General features: G+C 67.8%; 20 protein-coding genes. 9 read left to right on the forward strand and 11 right to left on the reverse strand.

Going from position 1 to position 21,057, the window contains the following annotated elements; translation table 11 throughout:
* Positions 1–63: 63 nt before the first annotated feature.
* Positions 64–336 (forward strand): ribbon-helix-helix domain-containing protein, encoded by a 273-nt coding sequence (locus tag Y958_RS24625; protein ID WP_088874557.1) that lies wholly within the window; start codon positions 64–66, stop codon positions 334–336.
* Complete coding sequence (locus tag Y958_RS24630; protein WP_088874558.1) at positions 333–653, forward strand: type II toxin-antitoxin system RelE/ParE family toxin; 321 nt, start codon at positions 333–335, stop codon at positions 651–653. Before Y958_RS24625 ends, Y958_RS24630 begins: the two co-directional genes overlap by 4 nt.
* 14 nt (positions 654–667) lie before the next feature.
* Here Y958_RS24630 and Y958_RS24635 read toward each other — a convergent pair whose 3' ends face one another.
* Entirely contained in the window at positions 668–1,720 is a 1,053-nt protein-coding gene (locus tag Y958_RS24635) for an amidohydrolase family protein (RefSeq protein WP_088874559.1), read from the reverse strand.
* A complete protein-coding gene (locus Y958_RS24640; RefSeq protein ID WP_088874560.1) occupies positions 1,720–2,505 on the reverse strand; it encodes a YdcF family protein in 786 nt (261 codons plus the stop codon). Before Y958_RS24640 ends, Y958_RS24635 begins: the two co-directional genes overlap by 1 nt.
* Positions 2,506–2,585: 80 nt before the next feature.
* On the opposite strand from Y958_RS24640, the gene Y958_RS24645 reads away from it, so the two are divergent.
* Positions 2,586–3,248 carry a class I SAM-dependent methyltransferase gene (locus tag Y958_RS24645; RefSeq protein WP_088874561.1) on the forward strand — a complete coding sequence of 221 codons (663 nt, stop codon included), beginning with the start codon at positions 2,586–2,588 and terminating at the stop codon, positions 3,246–3,248.
* 1 nt (position 3,249) lies between these two features.
* On the opposite strand, the gene Y958_RS24650 is transcribed toward Y958_RS24645, so the two are convergent.
* The 4 genes from Y958_RS24650 to Y958_RS24665 all read right to left on the reverse strand — a co-directional run bounded on the left by Y958_RS24650 (position 3,250) and on the right by Y958_RS24665 (position 8,139).
* On the reverse strand, positions 3,250–5,769 hold the full coding sequence (locus Y958_RS24650) for an MtrB/PioB family outer membrane beta-barrel protein (RefSeq protein WP_088874562.1): 2,520 nt from the start codon (positions 5,767–5,769) through the stop codon (positions 3,250–3,252).
* On the reverse strand, positions 5,766–7,004 hold the full coding sequence (locus Y958_RS24655; RefSeq protein ID WP_211098772.1) for a DmsE family decaheme c-type cytochrome: 1,239 nt from the start codon (positions 7,002–7,004) through the stop codon (positions 5,766–5,768). The genes Y958_RS24650 and Y958_RS24655 overlap by 4 nt, the downstream gene beginning before the upstream one ends.
* Entirely contained in the window at positions 7,001–7,420 is a 420-nt protein-coding gene (locus Y958_RS24660) for a c-type cytochrome (protein ID WP_004272033.1), read from the reverse strand. Before Y958_RS24660 ends, Y958_RS24655 begins: the two co-directional genes overlap by 4 nt.
* Before the next feature lie 125 nt (positions 7,421–7,545).
* Entirely contained in the window at positions 7,546–8,139 is a 594-nt protein-coding gene (locus tag Y958_RS24665) for an NADH dehydrogenase ubiquinone Fe-S protein 4 (protein ID WP_088874563.1), read from the reverse strand.
* Between the two features lie 125 nt (positions 8,140–8,264).
* On the opposite strand from Y958_RS24665, the gene Y958_RS24670 reads away from it, so the two are divergent.
* Positions 8,265–9,260 (forward strand): SDR family oxidoreductase, encoded by a 996-nt coding sequence (locus tag Y958_RS24670; RefSeq protein WP_088874564.1) that lies wholly within the window; start codon positions 8,265–8,267, stop codon positions 9,258–9,260.
* A 30-nt stretch (positions 9,261–9,290) separates the two neighbouring features.
* On the opposite strand, the gene Y958_RS24675 is transcribed toward Y958_RS24670, so the two are convergent.
* Positions 9,291–10,211, reverse strand: coding sequence for an NADP-dependent oxidoreductase (locus Y958_RS24675; RefSeq protein ID WP_088874565.1), 921 nt, complete (start codon positions 10,209–10,211; stop codon positions 9,291–9,293).
* Positions 10,212–10,380: 169 nt separating this feature from the next.
* On the opposite strand from Y958_RS24675, the gene paoA reads away from it, so the two are divergent.
* From paoA to paoC, 3 genes are read left to right on the forward strand one after another with little or no spacing between them, the layout of a single operon-like run.
* Entirely contained in the window at positions 10,381–11,085 is a 705-nt protein-coding gene (paoA, locus tag Y958_RS24680) for an aldehyde dehydrogenase iron-sulfur subunit PaoA (protein WP_088874566.1), read from the forward strand.
* Positions 11,082–12,047: an FAD binding domain-containing protein gene (locus Y958_RS24685; RefSeq protein WP_088874567.1), complete on the forward strand. Its 966-nt coding sequence runs from the start codon at positions 11,082–11,084 to the stop codon at positions 12,045–12,047. The genes paoA and Y958_RS24685 overlap by 4 nt, the downstream gene beginning before the upstream one ends.
* Positions 12,048–12,051: 4 nt before the next feature.
* Positions 12,052–14,247, forward strand: a complete 2,196-nt coding sequence (gene paoC / locus Y958_RS24690; protein ID WP_088874568.1) for an aldehyde oxidoreductase molybdenum-binding subunit PaoC — start codon at positions 12,052–12,054, stop codon at positions 14,245–14,247.
* A gap of 69 nt (positions 14,248–14,316) precedes the next feature.
* On the opposite strand, the gene Y958_RS24695 is transcribed toward paoC, so the two are convergent.
* On the reverse strand, positions 14,317–14,817 hold the full coding sequence (locus Y958_RS24695) for a RidA family protein (protein ID WP_088874569.1): 501 nt from the start codon (positions 14,815–14,817) through the stop codon (positions 14,317–14,319).
* A 95-nt stretch (positions 14,818–14,912) separates the two neighbouring features.
* On the reverse strand, positions 14,913–15,662 hold the full coding sequence (locus Y958_RS24700) for a creatininase family protein (protein WP_088874570.1): 750 nt from the start codon (positions 15,660–15,662) through the stop codon (positions 14,913–14,915).
* A gap of 179 nt (positions 15,663–15,841) precedes the next feature.
* On the opposite strand from Y958_RS24700, the gene Y958_RS24705 reads away from it, so the two are divergent.
* On the forward strand, positions 15,842–17,755 hold the full coding sequence (locus Y958_RS24705) for an AsmA family protein (RefSeq protein WP_186291599.1): 1,914 nt from the start codon (positions 15,842–15,844) through the stop codon (positions 17,753–17,755).
* On the opposite strand, the gene Y958_RS24710 is transcribed toward Y958_RS24705, so the two are convergent.
* Together Y958_RS24710 and Y958_RS24715 are read right to left on the reverse strand one after the other, a co-directional pair.
* Positions 17,752–19,143, reverse strand: a complete 1,392-nt coding sequence (locus Y958_RS24710) for an ATP-binding protein (protein ID WP_088874572.1) — start codon at positions 19,141–19,143, stop codon at positions 17,752–17,754. The two genes, Y958_RS24705 and Y958_RS24710, sit on opposite strands and share 4 nt — an antisense overlap.
* Positions 19,130–19,810 (reverse strand): response regulator transcription factor, encoded by a 681-nt coding sequence (locus Y958_RS24715; RefSeq protein WP_088874573.1) that lies wholly within the window; start codon positions 19,808–19,810, stop codon positions 19,130–19,132. Before Y958_RS24715 ends, Y958_RS24710 begins: the two co-directional genes overlap by 14 nt.
* A gap of 166 nt (positions 19,811–19,976) precedes the next feature.
* Between Y958_RS24715 and Y958_RS24720 the strand changes: the two genes are divergently transcribed.
* Entirely contained in the window at positions 19,977–20,990 is a 1,014-nt protein-coding gene (locus Y958_RS24720; protein ID WP_145727625.1) for a YncE family protein, read from the forward strand.
* Positions 20,991–21,057: the final 67 nt, after the last annotated feature.

Consider the following 21,057-nt stretch of genomic DNA (forward strand, 5'->3'; position numbering starts at 1 on the left):
CGGCTGGACGGCGAGTGGCCATTGGAATAGGATTAAATCATATTCCGGCCAAGGAGCCAGCACATGCGGACCACCCAGCAACTGAGCATCACACTGCCCAACGAAATGGCGGAGGCGGTAAAGGCCAAGGTGCAGGCCGGCGAATACGCCAGTGAAAGCGAAGTAATCCGTGATGGACTCCGGGCGCTGATGGCGCGAGATCGGGCTGTGGAAAACTGGCTGCACAGTGAGGTTGGTCCCGCCTATGACGCGCTGAAGGCTGATCCGTCCCGAGCCGTCACTGTCGATCAAGTGCGCGCCCGCTTGGCAGCTGAACATGCGAAAAGGACGCGATGATCTATCGCGTTATCTTTAGCCTTCAAGCCCAGGAACAGCTGGCTGCGCTGTATCGCTATATAGCGGACGCAGCGTCACCGGACATCGCGGCCCAGTATACCGAAGCAATCGTAAGTTACTGTGAACGCCTTTGTGCTCATCCATATCGCGGCACCATGCGTGACGATGTGCGACCCGGCCTGCGCATCACCAATTACAGAAAGCGCGTGGTGATCGCTTTCGGCATAGAAGCGGACTTGGTGTCTATTGTTGGCGTTTTCTATGGCGGTCGGAATTACGAAGCCATACTGCGGGATGACGCTGACGATGGTGGATAACATTGACTGGTCCGTCAGATAACCGATAGGTCACCGCAGCCGAACCGTGACAACAGCGCCGTCGTGTCCAACTGAGGCCGCAGCGCCGCCAGCAGATCCGTGACGTTCATGCGCACGTGCTTGGCCTCGCCGCCCACCACCAGGCGGCCGAAGCCCGGCGGGGCGCCCAGGCTGTCATCCACCAGCACCGGCTGTCCGGCGCGGACCACCAGCAGGATGTCGGCGGGTGTGAGGGCGAAGAAGGCATCCCACGGGTCGTCGGCGGTGCGCCGGGCAATGACCAGATCGTCGGGGGCGGCGTGCCGCCAGAAGCGGGCGGCGCGGAAGGTCAGGCTGGCGAACAGCTCCGCATCCGCCACGCGGCCCCGGGCCAGGCGCAAATGATCCCATAGGGTGCCGGGGGCGGAGATGGTGGCGTCCGTGCCGAACAGCAGCTGCGTGTGGCGCAGGGCCGCCGCCGCGTCCGCCGTGCGGCCGAACAGGAACAGGTTGCTGGCGGGGCACCACACCAGCGCGGCCAGCCGCTGGAAATCCTCACCCTCCAGGCTCACGCCGTGCACGCCGGCGACGGCGCGGCGGAACAGGTTCTCTTTCAGGAAGGCCAGGGCGCGGCGGCGGCTGTCGGCCGTCACGCCTTCCGCCAGGTGCGTCACCGCCGGTCCCAGCCCGGCCATCCAGCGCCAGGGGCTGGCCAGTTCCGGCGAATGCAGGTCCTGAAAGGATGCCAGCACGCGGATGGGCCCGTCGACCGGGGCGCCACCATGGTCGGCCACGGCCGTTACGCCCCATAACAGATTCTTCAGCAGGCCGACCTGGACGCGCAGGCGGGCGGGGATGGCTTCGATGCGGGTGACCAGCGCACGGTTCGCCTGCACGTCTTGGCTCCAGCCCAGGAAGTCGTCGTAGGGCGGGGAACCGGTGGGGGGATAGCAGTTGAAGGCCAGGTGGTCGTGGGAATTGACCAACCCGGGAAAGGCGATGCAGTCGCCCAGCCGCCGGCCGTAGGTCGCCGCCAGATCCGCCAGGCTGGCCGGGGGCGCGGTGGGCCCCATCCAGTGCGGCGGCATCACGGTGTCTCCGGCCCGGCATGGGACAGGCGATAGGCCAGCAGGCCCAGCGCCTCATGCGCCGCCAGATCCAGGTGCGCCAGGTTGGCGGCCAGGGACAGATGGGTTTCCGGCCCCCGGGCCGTGGTCAGATAGTCGGACGGCCAGGGCGTTACCCGCCAGCCCACGCGGGATGCCGACAGCATGGCGCGTGGCATGTGATAGGCCGACGCCACCAGCAGCCAGGTTTGCCCCGGCGCCGGTTGCGCCATCCGCTTGGCCAGCACCAGATTTTCCAGGGTGGTGCGCGACTGCGCCTCATAGCTCACCCGCGTGTCGTCCAGGCCCAGGTCAGCCAGCACGTGGCGCGCCACCTCGGCCTCCGGCAAGCCAGCCGTGCCCAACTCACCCGATCCGCCGCTGAAGACTACGCGCGCCTCCGGATGGCGCCGCGCCAGGGCGGCGGTGGCCAGCAGGGTGCCGCCGTCCGGACCCACGCCCGGCACCCCCCGGTCGCGCAGCACCTCGCCATTCAGGCCTTCGCCCAACACCAGGATGCCATCGATGGCGGTCGGCTCCGCCGGCCGGGGGTACAAGCTCTCCAAGGGCCGCAGGGCCCAATTTCCCACCGGGCAGGTCAGCAGGACCAGCAGCGTCAGGGCGCAGGCCGTGGCCGGCACCACGGCCGCCCCATGGCGCCGGGCCGCCAGCACGGCGGCGGCGAGGGCGGTCCATACCAGCACGTGGCTGGGCGCCACCAGGTACCAGCCGATCTTGGAGACGGTGAAGAATTCCAGCGGCGTCATCCTGGTACACCGCCCATCAAGTATTTGAGTTTACACCGTATAGTCCTACGCTTTCGCCTCAAGTTTAAGGGGTGCCGGCCATGACGATGACGGATGTGATGAGGACGCCGATGCGCCTGCTGCGCGGCCTGGGGCCGTGGCGCCGCTCGCCCCGGCGCTTCCAGCCCTTCAGCTACACGGCCCCCGACCGCTATCCCTGGCTGTTTACCTTCGTGCGCGATCGGCTGGGCGACGGACCAGATCGCCGCCTGCTGTCCTTCGGCTGTTCGGTGGGGCAGGAGGTTGCCAGCCTGCGCCGGCTGTTCCCGCAGGCGCGGCTGAAGGGCATCGACATCGATCCCCGTAACATCGCCGAGGCCCGCGCTCTGCGGCTGCCAGGCGTGGGCTTCGCCGTGGGCGACAGCACGGCAGGGGAGGATGACGGCGCCTATGACGCCATCTTCTGCCTGGCGGTGTTGTGCAACGGCCGGCTGACCGTCAACGGGGCCGAGCGCTGTGACCCCGTGCTGCATTTCGCGACCTTCCAGGCCATGGTGGCGGACTTCGCCCGCTGCCTGAAGCCGGGTGGCCTGCTGTGCCTGGTCACCACCAACTTCCGCTTCCGTGATACCGAGGTGGCCGCCGGCTTCAACGTGGCCCTGACCATCACCCCCGACCAGTTGGCGCCCGACGTCATATTCGGGCCGGACAACCGCCTGATGCCGGGGGAGCGCTACACCGACGTCGTCTTCGTCAAGCGTTGAGCTAGAAGACATACTGGACCAGCAGGCCGATGGTCTGGACCGTGTAGGTCTCGGGAACGACGCCCAGGTAGGTGTTGTTGTTGATGGCGCCGGCCGTCAGGCCCGTGTAGTGGAAATCCACCACCCGCTCATAATTGAAGCGATAATACAGGCGGTAGGACAGCTCCTCCGACATCTGCCAGCGCACATCGGTTTGCAGGGCGTGGCTGTCGTAGGTGATGTCGGGGAAGCTGCTGCCGGCCTGCGCCGGCGTCAGGCTGTTGAAGAAGGCGCCGGTGCTGGCGAAGGCGTAGTCAATTGCCGTTCTGGCGCGGGTGAAGGTGTAGTCCGCGTTCAGTGAGATGACGCCCCAACTGTGGTGGGCGTTCAGGCCCACCGTGTAATTGTCCGACCCCACCGTTTCCGTCCAGCCGTTGGCCAGGGGATAGCCCGCGCTGCCGGCACTGCCGCTGGTGCCGCTGCCGGTGGCATTGATGTTGGCCACGCCCCGGTCCTGGTTCTGATAGGTGAAATAGCCCGTCAGCGTGGTCGCCGCCGACATCTGGTAGGTATAGGCGGCGGTGACATCATAGGCGTGGGTGGCCTGCAGGCCGTAGGCGGCGTCGTACTCGTCAACCTTGACGCTGCCGGTCAGCTGCAGGTCGCTGCGCGGGGACAGGATGTAGTTGGCTTGGCCGCGCAGCACATGCTCTGTCCGGTTGGCCACGTCGAACTTGCGCAGGTCCGCCAGGGCGAAGGCCGGGTCGCCCGCCGGTGTCGCCGGGATGTAGCCGGGCAGGGCGGAGGAATAATAGGGCGTGTAGGGGTTGGACTGGTAATCGCTGCCGATGCGGCGCGCGAACTCATAGGACAGGCGGGCGGTGCCCCACTCATAGCCCGTGGTGCTGACCTGCAGCCGGGCGATGTTGTCGTGGGCGTCCGCGATCTCGCGCACCGTGTGGTCTATGGTGTCGTTCTCGTAACTGAGGTCCAGCTTCCAATGCGTGTCCAGGCGGTAGGCCGCCTTGACCGTCGCCTGCAACTCATTGTTGGCGAAGGGCATGTTGCGGATTTGGACCAGGCTGCCCGGGGTGTTGGCCTGGTAGATGCCGCTCAAGGACGGGATGAAGGGCGCCAGCCCGCCGTCGATGGCGATGTAGCCGTACTGCCCCGTCTGCGGGTTGTAGGCGACGTAGTTGGTGCGGTTGGCCTCATCCCGGTCGCGCACCTCCACCGTCAGGCCCAGGTCTGGGCTGACGGTGTAATGGTACTGCGCCACCGCGTTCAGGATGTTGATGGCGGCGTTGGCCGTGGGCTGGCTCAGCGCCGAGGCGCTGTTCCATTGGCCGAGGTTGATGGTGTTGGCACCGCTGGTGATCAGGCCGGCGCCCGTGCTGGGCGCCTGCAACTCATCATCCTGGCGCATCAGGCTGTAGGACAGGCTGGCGGTGAAGCGGGAGGCCGGCGACAGCTGCACCGCCAGATCGCCCTTCACCGTGTGATAGTCGTTGTTGGGCGCCAGGCTCAGCCGGCCGGTCTGCGGGATATAGGCGCCGGGCGTGGTGTTCGACGTTAGCCCCGGGTTCTGCCAGGTAAGGTCCAGGATGTCGTTGCGGAAGAAGGACCCGGCATAGGCCAGGTTGGCCTGGAAGTTCTGTTCCTTGTAGCGGACACCGCCGGTGACATCGACGGTCTGGTAATGGATGGGCTGGATCAGCTGGGTGGCGCCGTTCTGGAACGGATAGCCGAAGGTGGCGCTGATGGGCTGGGTGCCGTTGCGCTGTTCGTCCGAAATCTTCAGGAACAGCTCGGTATGCTCATCCGCCGTATAGGTCAGGGAACTGCCGGCCTTTTCCCGCAGGATGCGCAGCGTGCTGGGCCCCACCGCCGCCGCCACGGCGTTGACCTGCGCCGGGGTGGAGCCGCCGGGCGTCAGGCCGCCGCGCAGGGTGAGGTTGCCGGTGCCCGCCCCGTCCCACAGCGACTTGGCGGTGGTGGAGAAGGTGTGCGGGATGCTGTCGAAATAGGCCTGCAGGTCGAACACGCCATAGCGGCCGACATCCACCTGATAATACTGGTCGGTACGACCCAGGTTCTGGCCGTAGGCGGAGGCGTGCAGGGCGGTCTTGCGGTTCTCCGCCGAGAAGCCCAAGCCGGTTACGGTGAAGCCGTTCTTCCAGTCGCCGTATTCGTTCAGCGCGGCCGAGCGGCTGTCCTGGCCGAAGGTGCCCATGATGCCGGCCTCGAACCAGCCCTGGGTCCACCAGTCGGGGTCGCTCTGGCTCTGCGTCATGTCCGGCGTGCGGAAGGGCACGGGGTACATCAGGCCCGTGGGCGTGCGCGTCACGTCGTCGATGATGGACAGGCCGTCGTTGTCCCGCGCCCGGTTCATCACCTGGGCCGTGGGGTTGAGGACGTTGCCCGGGCCGCCATAGCCGGTGGTGCCGCTGTCGGCCTGAGCCGCCGTCACGGCCAAGGGGGCCGCCAAGGGGGCGGTGGCCGCCAGCAGCCAGCGGGTGGGGGTTTTCAGACGAGGTCTCATCGTTCGAACCGTGCGCCGGAGGGACTGTTGGACCCGTGGATGTTCACGTGGCAGGTCTGGCAGCTGGTGGCGATCAGGCGCGGGTCGGGCATGGGGCCGCGCGCCATGTTGCCGGCCGTCAGCAGGCTGCCGGGATGGCCGTCTTGCGAGTGACACTGCTGGCACAGCACCGGGCGCGGCGCGTTCAGCAGGTTCTCGAAGTTGGATCCGTGCGGCGAATGGCAGTTCAGGCAGCTTTCGCGCACCGGCGCATGCTCGAACAGGAAGGGCCCGCGCTTGTCGGCATGGCAGGTGAAGCAGACCTCGTTCACGCTGTCGGCCTTCAGCAGGGGGGCGGTGGTCGAGCCGTGGGGGTTGTGGCAGTCGGTGCAGCTGAGCTTGCCCTCCAGCAGGGGCATGTGCGACCGGCGGGCGAATTCCGCGTGCTGGGCCTTGTGGCATTGGAAGCAGGTCTCGTTGATGCTTTCCCGGGCGGTCAGGCCGCGCGCGCCGAAGGTGGTCATGGGGTTGTGGCAATCGGCACAGCCCAGCTGATTGCTGTCATGGATGCTGTCATGCCAGAAGATGCGCTGGCCGCCGGCGTGGCAGGTCAGGCATTGGCCGTTCTGTTCCGCCACCGGTGTTTTGCTTTTCTTGGAAAAGCTGATGATGGTCGTCAGGTCCGAGGGATCCTCGACATGGGCCGAGCCGGGACCATGGCAGGCCTCGCAATTCTGCGCCTGCAACTCCGTGCGGGGGTTCTGCTGGAACACCTTGGCGTGGATGGTGTGGGCCCAGTTGGTCGCCTCCTGCTGGTGGCAGCTCTCGCACGTTTCGCGCCCGACATAGGTGCGCTGCGGCTTGGCCTCCGCCTTTGGCGCGTCGGGCTTGGAGACTTCGGCCTTGGGCGTGTCAGCTTTCGGAGTGTCAGCCCTGGGACTATCAGGGGCGTAGCTGGCCAGGCGGGTCCATTTGGACGTGGGCGGCTGGGCCGCTGGAGCAGGCGTGAACTGGGTGGCCTTCAGGCTAGGGTAGGGCGCGCCCGTCGCCATGCCCATGTGCGCGGCGCCCGCAGGCATGGCGGCGATGTCGCTGTCGATGCGCTGCAGGGCGTCGGCATCGACATGGCCCGCATGGATGCGCGCCATCTCATCCCGCAGGGCCGCCTGATCAGGCGGCAGCACAGGCGTTTCCGCCTGGGCCAGGCCCGCCAGGCCGCAGGCCAGCAGCAGGGCCAGGACGATGGCGCGCCTCATTGCGGCGCCAGGGATTTGAGGTAGGCGACCACGTCCCGGCGCTGCTGCTCATCCGCCAGGCTGAAGGGCATCTTGTTCGGGACGGATGGATCGCCGACGAAATCGCCCAGGTATTTGTGCGGGTTGGCCAGGTAGGCGACGATATTGTCCTCGCTCCACACCAGGCCCTTGGCCGCCGCCTGCTGCACGGCTGGGGAATAGCTGTAGCCGCTGATGCTGCCGGCCGGGCGGCCGACCACGCCGAACAGGCTGGGACCCACCTTGTTCACGCCCTGCTCCGCCGAATGGCAGGCGGCGCATTTCTTGAAGATGGTGGCGCCGTTGGCGGCATCGCCCGCGGCGTGGGCCGTGCCGGCACCCCCCACGGCCAAGGCCACCACCAGTGCGGCGGAAAACAGGTTTTGCTTCGGCGTCATACAGCGGCTCCCTCAGTCCCTGTCCCCTCAGACGGGTGGGACCGGCGGGATATTCCCCTGCCGCCTCGAAAAAGAGTGATTTGGGGAAAAGTGATTAGGAAAGGTTTGGGGCCGGTGGGTGGCTATCAGACGGTCTTCTTGGCCTCCCCCGTCACCGGCGTCCAGGATGGCGGGTCGCTGGCGGGGAAAGAGTCCTCGCTGGCGTCCTCCACCGCGTCGCGATCCGGCACATAGGGCGGTGGGGCGTTGGCCCTGTCGATCAGCGCCTTCTGGCCATCGGCCATGGCCTGGGGCACCACGGGGCCCGGCGTCGTGACCACGGTCTGATGGCCCCGAATGCTCGGATCCTCCTGACGGGCCGGCGCCATGGTGGGGCCGCTCAACACCTGGCGCATCTGGTGCGTCTGCGGCCGGGGCAGGGGGCGCGGTCGCTCTTCCGGATCGCTGATCTCATAGGGCAGGTTGTGGCGCTCGGCATAGTCCACCGCCTCCTGCAGCTTGTCGAAGGCGAGGTACACGTCCTGCTGCGGATCGCCGCCGCCCTTCCAGCCCATCAGCGGATCGGTTTCATGGGTGGGCTTGGCCTCATAGGTCAGGATCCAGGAGGTTTTGCGGCCCGGCGCGTTCTGCATCGCGGCGGGCGAGGGCCGGCGGATATAGACGCGGAGGGGGACGGGAATGCCCAGGGGATCGCCCGGGGATCGAAGCGGCTTGGTCATCTATCACCTCCAACAAAGGAAACACCGCTTCAAGCGCCACTGAACGGCTTCGTTCCCCCGGTCCGAAACGGAACCGGCCGCCCTTGCGTCTGTTGACGCCGCATACCCCTTGCGGAGACAGGATCATGAGCGAAGAAGGCAACGGCACCTCCCGCCGCACCGTCATCGGCGGCTTGGCGGCGGGCACGGCGATGGCGGGTTTCACGGCGGTCCCCGCCCGGGCGGCGCCCGCGACCGCCGGCGGCAAGCGCGCGACGCCCGAATATCCCAGCCCGCCTTTCCCCAAGCAGGAACAGCAGGAACCGCCGGGCCTGGCCAGCCGCATGAACCCAAGGCCGGACCATGGCGAGGAAAGCTACAAAGGGTCCGGCCGCCTGGCGGGGCGGAAGGCGCTGATCACGGGAGGCGACAGCGGCATCGGCCGCGCCGCCGCCATCGCCTTCGCCCGCGAGGGGGCGGACGTGGCCTTCGGCTACCTGCCGGTGGAGGAACCGGACGCGAAGGAGGTGGTGACACTGATCCAGGACGCAGGCCGCAAGGCCGTGCCCCTTCCGGGCGACATCCGGAACGAGGCCTTCTGCCAGAAGCTGGTGGCCGACGCGGCGCGCGAACTGGGGGGACTGGACATCCTGGTCAACAACGCCGCCCGGCAGCATTCGGTGGACAGCCTCACCGACATCAGCAGCGAGCAGTTCGACGACACCTTCAAGACCAACGTCTACGCCATGTTCTGGATCACCAAGGCGGCCATGGCGCACCTGGGCAAAGGGGCGGCCATCATCAACACCGCCTCGGTCAACGCCTACGATCCGTCGCCCAACATTCTGGATTATTCGGCGACCAAGGGCGCCATCATGATTTTTACCAAAGGCCTGGCCAAGCAGTTGGCCAAGAAGGGCATCCGGGTGAATGCCGTGGCGCCCGGCCCGGTGTGGACGCCCCTGCAGCCCAGCGGCGGCCAGCCGCCGGAAAAACTGGTGACCTTCGGGTCGGATACGCCCCTGGGCCGGCCGGGGCAGCCGGCGGAGCTGGCGGCGCTCTACGTGCTGCTGGCCAGCAACGAGGACACCTTCTCCACCGGCCAGGTCTTCGGCGCCACGGGCGGTCACGGCGGGCCATGAGGCCCGCCGCCACGCCGCCCCCGGGGGAGCTCAAGCGACCTTGAGCACCACTTTGCCCCGCACATGCTCATCCTCCAGCACGTGCTCCGCCTCCGCCGCCTCTTCCAGGGCGAAGACCTTGTCGACTTGTACCCGCACCTGCCCGGCGTCGATGAGGCGGCCGATTTCCGCCAGCTGGCGGCCATCGGGGTGCGCGGTGTAGCGCGTGCCCTCGGCGCCATGCTCCCTGGCCTTGTCGGCCGAGGGCTCGGTCAGGGTGGAAATCAGGATGCCGCCCTGTTTCAGCACCGACCAGGATCGGTCTTGGGTCTCACCCGCCACCAGGTCATAGACCAGGTCGACCTCCGGCACCTCATCCTCGAAGCGCTGGTTCTTGTAGTCGATGGCCTTGTCCACGCCCAGGGATCGCACCCACTCCAGATCTCCCTCGGAACAGGTGGCGTAGACGGTGGCGCCGTAGGCCTTGGCAAACTGCACGGCGAAGTGACCCACGCCGCCGGCAGCACCGTGAACCAGCACCCGCTGCCCGCCCTTCAGGCGGCCATGGTCGAACAGGCCCTGCCAGGCCGTCAGGGCCGCCAGCGGGACGGCTGCGGCCTGGATGGGGTCCAGCCGTTCCGGCTTGGGCGCGCAATGGGCGACGTTGGCGACCACGTACTCGGCATAGCCGCCCCGGTCGGTGGGCAGCATGGCGAAGACCGCGTCCCCTTCGGTGTAGCCGGTGACGGCGCGGCCGCATTTCTCGACCGTGCCGCACATGTCGCGGCCCAGGGTCAGCGGCAGCTGGTCGGCCGGGAGGTATTTGCCATTGCGGATCTTGTAGTCGACAGGGTTCACACTGGCCGCCTGCACCCGCACCAGCACCTCATAGTCACCGGGCTCGGGCTTGGGCACATCTTCCAGCGTCAGAACCTCGGTTCCGCCAAAGCTGTGGATACGCACCGCCTGCATCGGAGCCTCCTCTCTCGCATGGGAATGATGGAGGCAGCAAAACCCGCCATCACGGTCATGGTTCCGCATTTGCGATGGGAATGAGGGGCGATGGGAACCAAGCAGGCCCTGCCGGGTTCAGGAGCGGTACCTTGGCGTTGCCACGTTGGCGGTTGGCAGAGGGGACGACATGCGAAATCATGGGAACGCCGACGTCAGTCGGCGCGGACTGTTGCTGGGGGCGGCGGCGTCCGCCGCCTTGACGGCGACGCCGCGGCACGGCCAGGCTATGCCCGCCGACGCCGATGAGCCGCCGGCCCCCCATCCCGGTCCGGTGCCTCTCATGAACCCTGTGATGACCCGCGTGTCTCTTACCGTGAACGGCACGGCGCAGACGCTGGAGGTGGACACCCGCACCACCCTGCTGGACGCGCTACGCGAGCATCTGCACCTGACTGGCACCAAGAAGGGCTGCGACCATGGCCAGTGCGGCGCCTGCACCGTCATCGTCGACGGCCGGCGCATCAATTCCTGCCTTACCCTGGCCGTCATGCATGAGGGCGGAAGCGTCACGACGGTGGAGGGGCTGGGCACGCCGGCCAAGCTGCACCCTATGCAGGCAGCTTTCGTGAAGCATGACGGGTACCAATGCGGTTACTGCACGCCGGGTCAAATCTGCTCCGCCGTTGCCGTGCTGGATGAGATCAAGGCCGGCATCCCCAGCCATGTCACCGGCAGCCTGACGGACGCGCCCCAGGCCACCAACGTGGAGATGCGGGAACGCATGAGCGGCAACATCTGCCGTTGCGGCGCCTATTCCAACATCCTGGACGCCATGACCGAGGTGGCCGGCCAGAGGACGGCGGGCCAACAAAATGGGAGGGATCCGGCATGAAGCCCTTCACGTATGAACGCGCCACGTCCCCGGCCGATGCCGCGGCCAAGGCGGCCAGCATACCCGGCGCCCGCTTCATCGCCGGCGGTACCAATCTCCTGGACCTGATGAAGCTGCAGATCGAAACGCCGGCCCATCTGATCGACGTGAATGGCCTGGGCCTGGACAAGATCGAGGAGACGCCGGACGGCGGCTTGCGCATCGGCGCCCTGGTGCGTAACACCGACCTGGCGGCCGACATTCGGGTGCGCCGGCACTATGGCGTGCTGAGCCGAGCCCTGGTGGCCGGCGCCTCGGGCCAATTGCGCAACGTCGCCACCACGGCCGGCAACCTGCTGCAACGGACCCGCTGCCCCTATTTTTACGACCCCAACCAGCCCTGCAACAAGCGCCAGCCCGGCAGCGGCTGCTCCGCCATCGGCGGTATCAGCCGCCAACTGGGCGTCGTCGGCACCAGCGAGGCCTGCATCGCCACCCACCCCAGCGATATGGCGGTGGCCATGCGGGTTCTGGACGCGATGGTGGAAACGGTGCGGCCCGGCGGCGCTACCCGCGCAATCCCCATCGCGGACTTGCACCGCTTGCCCGGCGATACGCCGCATGTGGAAACGACGCTGGAGCAAGGGGAACTGATCACGGCCGTGACCTTGCCCAAGCCGGTGGGCGGCGTGCAGCTGTATCACAAGGTGCGCGACCGTGCCTCCTACGCCTTCGCGCTGGTTTCCGTCGCCGCCATCGTGCAGCCCGGCGGCACCAACGGGATCGCATGGGGCCGGGTGGCGCTGGGCGGCGTGGCGCCCAAGCCCTGGCGGGTGGAGGCGGCGGAGGCGCACATGAAGCAAGGCGCCAAGGCGGTCACCGCCGGCCTGCTGGCCGATGCGCGTCCGACGGCCGACAACCGGTTCAAGATCAAGTTGGCCGAGCGCACGTTGGCCGCCGTCCTGACCGAGGCGAGGGGGTGAGGCCATGAAGTTCGACACACCCGCCGCCACCAACCCCATCGACCAGCTGAAGGTGGTGGGAAAGGCCACCGACCGCATCGACGGGCCGCTGAAGACAACCGGCACGGCCCCCTATGCCTATGAGCGGCACGACGTGGTGGCCAACCAGGCCTACGGTTTCATTGTCGGATCCGCCATCGCCAAGGGCCGCATCAGCCGCATGGACGTTGCCGCCGCCAAGGCCGCCCCCGGCGTCATCGCCGTCGTGACGGCAGAGAACGCGGGCACGCTGGGCAAGGGCAAGTGGAACACCGCCGTCCTGCTGGGCGGGCCGGAAATCCAGCACTACCACCAGGCCGTGGCCCTGGTGGTGGCCGAGACGTTCGAGCAGGCGCGCGACGCCGCCAGCCTGATCAGGGTGGACTATCAGGCGGAGGCTGGGGCCTATGACCTGGCGGCCGCCCGGGACGGGGCGGCGGTGGCCAAGGGTGAACCGGACAGCACGGTGGGCGATTTCACCGGCGCCTACGCCGCGGCGCCGGTGCAACTGGACGCCACCTACACCACGCCCGACCAGGGCCACGCGATGATGGAGCCGCATGCCACCATTGCCGCCTGGAATGGTGACAAGCTGACCCTGTGGACTGCCAACCAGATGATCAACTGGGGTGTCAAGGACGTCTCGCAAACCCTTAACATACCAGTAGAAAACATCCGGCTGATCTCGCCTTATATCGGTGGTGGCTTCGGCGGCAAGCTGTTCGTGCGCAGCGATGCGCTGATGGCGGCCCTGGGCGCGAAGGTGGCGGGGCGGCCGGTGAAGGTGGCGCTGACCCGACCGCTGATGTTCAACAACACCACCCATCGTCCGGCCACCATCCAGCGCATCCGCATCGGCGCCACGCGTGAGGGCAGGATCACCGCCATCGGCCATGAAAGCTGGTCCGGCGATCTGCCCGGCGGCAAGCCGGAGACGGCGGTGCAGCAGACCCGCCTGCTGTATGCCGGGGCCAACCGTCTGACCGCCATGCGCCTGGCCGTGCTGGACCTGCCGGAAGGCAATGCCATGCGTGCCCCCGGCGAGGCGCCGGGCCTGATGGCGCTGGAGATCGCCATGGATGAGATGGCGGAAAAGCTGGGCATGGATCCCATCCAGTTCCGCATCCTGAACGACACGCAGGAGGATCCGGAAAAGCCGGGCCGCCCCTACTCGCAACGCCAGCTGGCGGAATGCCTGCGGCAGGGGGCCGAGCGCTTCGGATGGGCCAAGCGCAACCCAAAGCCCGCCAGTATGCGTGAGGGGCGCTGGCTGGTGGGCATGGGCGTGGCGGCGGGCTTCCGCAACAACCTGGTGACCAAATCCGCCGCCCGCGTGCGGCTGGACGGCCAGGGCATGGTGACGGTGGAAACGGACATGACCGACATCGGCACCGGCACCTACACCATCATCGCCCAGACGGCGGCGGAAACCATGGGCGTGCCGCTGGACAAGGTGGCGGTGCGCTTAGGCGACAGCAGCTTCCCCGTCTCCTGCGGCTCCGGCGGGCAGTGGGGGGCCAACAATTCGACGGCGGGCGTTTATGCCGCCTGCATGAAGCTGCGCCAGGCCGTGGCGCGCAAGCTGGGCTTCAACGCTGCCGAACCGCAATTCGCCGATGGCCATGTCTCATCCGGCGGGCACACCATGCCGCTGGCCCAGGCAGCCAAGGATGGGGAACTGGTGGCGGAAGACCTGATCGAATACGGCGACCTGGACAAGAAGTACCAGCAATCCACCTTCGCCGGCCATTTCGTGGAGGTAGTGGTGGACAGCGCCACGGGTGAGATCCGGCTGCGCCGCATGCTGGCGGTCTGTGCCGCCGGACGCATCCTGAACCCCAAGTCGGCCCGCAGCCAGGTCATCGGCGCCATGACCATGGGGGCGGGGGCGGCCCTGATGGAGGAACTGGCGGTGGACAAGCGCCGGGGCTTCTTCGTCAACCATGACCTGGCGGGATACGAGGTGCCGGTGCACGCCGACATCCCGCACCAGGAGGTGGTCTTCCTGGATGAGGTCGATCCCATCTCCTCCCCCATGAAGGCCAAGGGCGTGGGCGAGTTGGGGATCTGCGGCGTGGGGGCGGCGGTGGCCAACGCCGTCTACAACGCCATCGGCGTGCGGGTGCGCGACTATCCCATCACCCTGGACAAGGTTCTGGACCATCTGCCGGAGATGACCTGAGGAGAAGGCCCGCGTCCCTGGCCTGGGTGGCGCTGTGGCTGGACGACACAGCGCCATAATAAGCCTGGGTCAGTGCTTCACCTTGGCGGCGGTCACCTCGATCTCCACCAGGGCGCCGGGCAGCACCAGGGCCGCCACCTTCACCGTGCTGCGCGCCGGCTTGTTGGGCTGCGCCGCCGTGCCGAAGTACTGCGTCCAGGCGGCCTGCAGGCCGGCGAAATCGATGTCGCCGCCCTTGTTGGGATCGCCCGCCAGAAAGACGTGGGCCTGCACCACATCGCCCATGCCATAGCCCAGGCCTTCCAGCGTGGCCTTCAGCTTGCCCAGCACGCTCAGCACCTGCGCCTGGGTATCGCCGTAGGCCTGGACGCTGCCCTTGGGGGCGTTGGGATCGATGACCGAGGCCAGCGCGCCGCTGAGGTACACCGTCTCCGCCCCGGCGGGCACGGTGACGGCGGCGGCGATGGGGCTGTCCGCGTTGGGGCCCTGGGTGCGGACGATGCCGGTTTCAGCGAAGGCGGCGGGGGCGGCCAGCAGGGCCAGGGCGGACAGCAGGATGGACAGGCGCATCTTCTTGGGTCTCCTTCCGAGTGTTGGCTATACCGCGCCGGGTGGGGCCTTGCGACGTCGCAAGGCCCCTTTGACGTTCTAAACGGTGGCTCGCTTCAGACGGCGGGCTCGTTGCCGAAAGCCGCGACCTCGGCCACCAGGCCGGTCACCGCCAGCCGCACCAGCTGGCCGCCTTTCTCCGGCGTGGCCAGCGCGGGATCGGAACCCATGCGGCCGTCCGGGTGCCGGGCGCGGAAGTCCAGCGCCTCCCGGATGGGGCCGGAGCCGGCGATCTTGGGCGTGTACTCGGCGGATTTGATGGCGTCGGGATAGGCCCATTGCGTCACCGCGATTTCCGACGGGGTGGCGTGGCTGCCGTGGCCGGCGGGAAACAGCTGCTGCGCCAGGGCGTTGACGCCGGGCAGATCCCACCAGTTGCGCAGCTTGAGGGCGAAGCCGGCACGGCGCTTGGCGAAACTGGCCTCGGCATACAATTCGGAGAAGGCGGCCTCGATGGTGGCGATGTTGCCGCCATGGCCGTTCAGGAAATAGATCCGCTGAAAGCCGTGCACGGCCAGGGACCGCACCCAGTCGCCGATCGCCGCCATGAAGGTGGAGGGGCGCAGGCTGATGGTGCCGGGGAAGCCCAGATGGTGCTGGGCCATGCCGATGTTGAAGGTGGGGCCCACTAGGATGTCGGCGCCGCCCTTGTGCGCCTCGTGCGCAATGATCTCCGGGCACAGCCAGTCCGTCCCCAGCAGGCCGGTGGGGCCGTGCTGCTCATTGGAGCCGATGGGGATGACGATGGTCTTGGAGCGTTCCAGATGGCGCTCGGTCTCCGACCAGGTGGACAGGTGCAACAGCATGGGTTCGTTCCTCAAAGCCTTATTGGCCGCCACCATAGGGGGGACCGCCGGTAAAGGCATCCCAAAAGCACCCAAAGGAACCGCGGCACCACCTTGGCGGTTGGCAGGGGATGGGGGATGAACGCTGGGCTTGCCGGATGAGGCCTTGCCGGACGGAACCTGCTTTACGGATTTGGGCCATGCGACGGGCATTCAAGATAATCGGCTGGTCCCTGGGTGTGCTGGTGGTGCTGGTGCTGCTGGCCGGAACGGGGGTCTATTTCTTCGTCACCTCCGACTATGTGCGCGCCCAGCTGGAAAACCGGGCCGACGCCTTTTCCGGGCGCAAGACCAAGATCGGCAAGATCTCCGTCCACTGGGGCTGGGTCACCCACATCCTGCTGGACGACGTGCAGGTCTCCAACACCGGTTGGGGCCAGGCGCCGCACCTGTTTACCGCCAAGCAGATCGAGCTGGATATCGAGCTCAAACCCCTGCTGCTGCACCGCGACCTGGTGTTCCCCCAGCTGGTCCTGCGTCAGCCGGTGGTGGCGCTGGAAAAGAATGAGCAGGAACAATGGAACTGGAGCCCGGGGGAAAGTCCCGTGGCCAGTGGCACGGTGAACCAGCTGAAACCCGAAAGCCGGGATGAGGTGCCGTTGATCGGCCGGCTGGAGATCGATGACGGCCGCGTCAGTTATCGCGACGCGAAGCGCAAGCTGAACCTCGACGGCACGGTGCAGACGGCCACCGGCCAGGCGCCCGCCGAACCCAAGGCCGAGCTGGACCTGAAGGGCAGCATCGAAAACCAGCCCCTGACCGTGCACTTCATCGGCGGCAGCGTGCTGATGCTGCGCGACACGGACCAGCCCTATCCCGTGGACTTGAAGGTCGATTACGGGGCCACCAAGCTGACGGTGAACGGCACCTTGGAGGATCCCTTCCAATTCACCGGATCCAACGTGCAGGTGGCACTGTCCGGCCCCAACCTCTCGGACATCTTTCCCCTGCTGGGCATTCCGGGCCCGCCCACGCCGCCGTACCGCATCACTGGCAAGCTGACGCATGAGCCAGGTGTCTGGCGGGTGGTGGACATGGCCTGGCATGCGGGCGACAGCGACCTGGCCGGGGACATCGCCATCGATCACCATGCCAAGCCCTCTTTCCTCACGGCGCATCTCACATCCGACCATCTGGCCTTCGCCGACCTGGCCCCCCTGGTGGGTGCCACGCCCGGCGCCAAGGGCAACGTTTCGGCGGAGCAGAAGAAGACCCAGGCCCAGCTGGAGGCGACGGGGGACCTGTTCCCCAACGTACCGCTGAAAATGGAACGGCTGCGCGCTATGAACATGGATGTGAGCCTGGACGCGCGCCGCGTGGTGGCGCCGGACTACCTGCCGGTGACGGCCCTGAACTTCCGTGTCCGCGTCCGGGACGGGCAGGCAATGGTGGACCCGTTGCGGATGAGCGTGGGCGGCGGCACCCTGGCCGGCACCCTGGCGCTGGACGCCCGCAGCGACAACCCGCAGACCCGCGCCAACCTGTCCTATCAGGACGTGGACCTGAAGACTTTCTTCCGTGGCTCTGACTATTTCGACACCACCACGGGCAAGCTGCGGGGCCGGGTGCAACTGGTGGGTAACGGCCATTCCCTGGCGGAGGTCATGGGGTCGGCCACCGGCAACGTCGTCGTCACCATGTCCGGCGGCACCATCAGTTCCCTGATGGTCAGCCTGGCTGGCCTGCAGATCGCCGACGCCCTGGTGCTGTATATCACCGGCGACGACCAGATCCCCATCCGCTGCGCCCTGGGGCGCCTGAATTTCAACCACGGCCAGGTGGCCTTCGACCGCACCATGATGGACACCCGCAAATCGGTGGTCCACGTCAACGGCGAGGTGCGGTTGAAGACCCAGGAGGTGGATACCGAGGTCACGGCCGATACCAAGAAGTTCGACCTTCTGGACCTGCACGCCCCCGTGGTGGTCAGGGGCAAGATCCGCTCCCCCCGCATCACCATCGGCCGCCTGATCCCCATCCCGCTGCCCGACTTCGGTGGTGCCGACGACGTGGATTGCGACGGCCTGACGCGGCAATTGCTGGCCGCTGATTAGCCCAGCCTGACCCGCATGATGCAGCCCGGCTGGCCGTCCCCGACGTCCAGGTGGAAGCCGTGCAGTTGCACCACGGCGGCCACCAGGCTGAGGCCCAGGCCGTTGCCCGGTGTGTGGCGGGCGTCATCGCCGCGGGTGAAGCGGCGGAACATCATGTTTTGCTGTTCGGGCGTGATGCCGGGCCCGGTGTCGCGGACGATGAGCTCCGGCGCCTGTCCCGTCTCCTGCCGCAGGGTCAGGCTGACGGCGCCGCCCGCCCCGCCATATTTGATGGCCGTGAACTTGATGGCGTTGTCCAGCAGGTTGCCCAGCGCCTCGAACAGCAGGTCGGCGTCGCCGGTGACGGATCCGACCGGGTGGATGTCGGCGGCGAAGGCCAAGCCCTGGGCGGTGGCCAGCGGTTCATACAGCTCGGCGGCGGCGGTGGCCAGGGCCGCGGGATCGACGGGGGCGAAGGCGGCGCGGCGGCGGCCATCCTCCACCTCCGCGATGCGCAGCAGGGCGCGGAAGGTCGCCAGGATCTGGTCGGCGTCGCTGATGGCGTCTTCCATGGCGGCGCGATGGGTCTCGACATCGCCGCCCCGGCGCAGGGCCCCCTCCAGCCGGGTGCGCAGGCGGGTGAGGGGGGTGCGCAGATCGTGGGCGATGTTGTCGCCCGCCGCCTTCACGTCGCCGATCAGCCCTTCGATCTTGCCCAGCATGGCGTTGACGATGGCGGCCAGCTTGTCGAAGTCGTCGCTGGAGCCGCGCGTGGGCAGGCGCTGCGACAGGTCGCCGGCCATGATGGTGGCGCTGGCGCGATGGATGGCCTCGATGCGGCGCAGGGTGCCGAAGCTCAGCACCAGACCGCCCGCCAGGGCCAGGCCGACACTGCCCACCAGGCCGGCCGCCATGGCGCGCAGGATCAGCTCGCGCACCTCGTGAACCTCATCGGTGCGCAGGGCCAGCACCAGGACGCCCCCTTCCGGCAGGCGGTGGGCCAGCCCGCGTGCCCTGTGGTGGTGCTCCGGCGTCGGGCCGGCGCCATGGGGCAGGGCGTGGACCTTGCCGTCGGCGTCCTTCAATTCCGGCGGCAACGCCGGCAGGTTGCCGGCCAGGACGTGACCGTCGGGGGCCAGCAGCAGGGCCTTCCAATACCCCCGGCCGTCGCTGTCAACCAGGCTGTCGATGTGGGCGGATTGCTCCGGTACCGAGGTGCGCAGGAATTCCTCCGTCTCGCGCACCAGGGTGTCGTCCAGCCGGCGGGTCAGGAACACGCCGGTGCGCCAGTAGACGAAGCCCAGCACCAGCAGCACGGCGGTGATCATCAGCACGCCGAACAGCAGGGTCATGCGGAAGGCGGTGGTGCGGGGCAGGTCCGCCAGGCGGAACCGTTCAATCCGGGGCATGCAGGCGCCAGCCCCCGCCGCGCACGGTGCGGATCATCGGGTCCTCGTTATCCCAGTCCACCTTGCGGCGCAGGCGGCCGATATGGACGTCGATGACGTTGGTGCCGGGATCGAAGCTGTACTCCCATACGGCCTGGTACAACATGCTACGGGTCAGGGTCTGTTCCGCGTTGCGCACAAAGTATTCCAGCAAGCGGAATTCGCGCGGTGTCAGGTCCAGATCCCGCGCCCCGCGCGTGGCCCGCCGATTCATCAGGTCCATGACCAGGGGGCCCGCTTGCAGCAGGGTGCCGGCCGGCTTGTCCGCCCGGCGGCGGGCCAGGGCCATGACCCGCGCCACCAGTTCCGCCAGGGCGAAGGGCTTGGTCAGGTAATCGTCACCGCCGGCGCGCAGGCCGCGCACCTTGTCATCCACCCCGTCCAGGGCGCTGACCACCAGCACGGGCGTGGTCACCCCTTCCCGCCGCAGGTCGGCCAGCAAGGTCAGCCCGTCCAGGCCCGGCAGCAGGCGGTCCAGGGTGATGGCGTCGTAATGGCCGCCGCGTGCCGCCGCTAGGCCGGCGGGGCCATCGGCGCGAAGGTCGACGGCATAGCCTTCGGCTTTCAGCGCGTCGACGATCTCCCGCGCCGTCCGCTCCTCATCCTCGATCACCAATATCCTGGGCATGGGCGGGCAACTCTGGCTGGGCATTATTAGGGTATCTCGGCGCACGATAGCGGCCTTGCCGCCGTGGGGCACCAGGGCAGACGGGGCCTTAACGCAAAAGTTAGCGGTCCCCACGGCCGGGTTGCGGTTATTGAGCAGGGGGGTTCACCGCTTGGACGTGCCGATCATGGCCTGCCGACTCTTCTGCGCCGCCATCGCCCTTCTGTCCGCCGGCCTCGCCTCCGCGGGGACGGCCGGGGCCGCCGACGCGCCTTACCGCCAGGGCGCCAGCATTGCCGCCGCCGATGGGCCGTGGGACTACGCCAGCGTGGATGCCGATGCCCGCCGGCTGTACGTGGCCCGGGGCGACGGCGTGCTGGCGCTGGACCTGGACAGCGGTCGGCTGACGCCCACTTTGGTGCCGGGCCAGCGAGTGCACGGCGTGTTGCCGCTGGGCGGCGGGCTGGCCGTCAGCACCAACGGCGACAGCAACACCGCCACCCTGTTCAATACGGCCGACGGCGCGGTCCTGGCCAGCCTGCCCACCGGGACCAAGCCGGACGCCGTGGTCCGGGCCGGCAAGCTGGTCGCGGTGATGGACGGCAAGCAGGGCGACATCACCCTGATCGATCCGGCCGCCCGCGCCGTCGTCGGCCATATTGCCGTGGGCGGGGCGCTGGAATTCGCGGCGGCGGACGCGCAGGGTCATCTCTACGTCAACGTGGAGGACAGGAACGAACTGGTGGTGGTCGACCTGCCCGGCCATGCCGTGCTGGCGCGACGGCCGCTGGCGGATTGCGACGGTCCCACCGGGCTTGCCTTGGACCCGGCCACGGGTATCCTGGTCACAGCCTGTTCCAGCGGCCGGGCCGTGGCCATGAATGCCGCCGACGGCCATGTCCTGGCCAGCCTGTCCATAGGCCAGGGAGCCGACGCGGTCATCCTGGACGCCAGGAATCACCGTTTCCTGATTCCTTGCGGCCATGACGGCGTGCTGACGGTGCTGAGCCAGGATGCCAGCGGCGTGCCCGCCGTCACTGCCATGGTGCCGACGGAGAAGGGCGCCCGCACCGGCGCCTTGGATCCGGTGACGGGTCGCGTCTATCTGCCAACGGCGACCTTCGAGGCCGCCAGGGCCGGGGGCCGTCCGTCCATGGTGCCGGGCAGCTTCCATGTGCTGGTGCTTGAACCGGCCCAATGAAGCCGCTGCCGTTTATGACAAATGCGTGAGTGTCGAAGACTAACTGAAAAGTCAATGGAGGGTTATC

The sequence above is a fragment of the Nitrospirillum viridazoti CBAmc genome, assembly GCF_000730165.1.
Lineage (GTDB): Bacteria > Pseudomonadota > Alphaproteobacteria > Azospirillales > Azospirillaceae > Nitrospirillum > Nitrospirillum viridazoti.